At 72.5% G+C, this 655-nt stretch carries 2 protein-coding genes; both read left to right on the top strand.

The features are described from left to right. Positions 1–401, top strand: a 401-nt coding sequence (locus tag G3N92_RS34500; RefSeq protein WP_206131937.1) for a (2Fe-2S)-binding protein, incomplete at its 5' end; no start/stop codon positions are given. Next, positions 394–591 carry an FAD-dependent oxidoreductase gene (locus tag G3N92_RS34495; protein WP_277396228.1) on the top strand — a complete coding sequence of 66 codons (198 nt, stop codon included), beginning with the start codon at positions 394–396 and terminating at the stop codon, positions 589–591. The genes G3N92_RS34500 and G3N92_RS34495, both read left to right, overlap by 8 nt. Positions 592–655: the final 64 nt, after the last annotated feature.

Genomic DNA, 655 nt, shown 5'->3' with positions numbered 1-655 from the left:
CGACGGCCATCGACGCGAAACTGGCCCGTATCCGTGTGTTTCGCGCCGGGCTCGAACAGGCGTTCGCGCCGCCGCCGCCCGAAGCCGCGGCCGGCTGGGCCGACGATCTGCTCGTGTGCCGCTGCGAGGCGGTGACGGCCGGCACGCTGCGCGAATGCATCCGCTCGGGCATGGCCACCGAGGTGAACCGGCTGAAGGCGCTGACGCGGATCGGCATGGGCCGCTGCCAAGGCCGCATGTGCGGCGAATCGGCGATGGCGCTGCTGGCCGCCGAAACCGGCCGGCCGCTGCACGCGGTGGGCCGGCCGCGCGGCCAGGCCCCGGTCAAGCCGATCCCGATCTCGCCGATGCTGTTCGACGACGCCGAGCCGGTACGCGAAGCGGAGGCCCACGATGAGTGACACGCGGCATGTGCAGGTGGCGATCGTCGGCGGCGGGCTGGTGGGCGCGTCGGCCGCGCTGGCGCTGGCGAGCCGGGGCGCGAGCGTCGCGCTGTTCGAGCGGCGCTTTTGCGGCGCGCAGGCGAGCGGCGTCAATTACGGCGGGGGCGGGAGGGCGTCGTGGGCGGCAAGGGTGGTGTGGGTAGTGTAGAAGTAGGTGGTGGTCGGGACCGCAGAACGCAAACCTGCCTACACGCTGCTCACGGTCGTGTATT

It is taken from the genome of Burkholderia sp. Ac-20379 (genome assembly GCF_017104645.1).
GTDB lineage: Bacteria > Pseudomonadota > Gammaproteobacteria > Burkholderiales > Burkholderiaceae > Burkholderia.
This window is presented reverse-complemented; position numbering and strand designations above follow the sequence as displayed.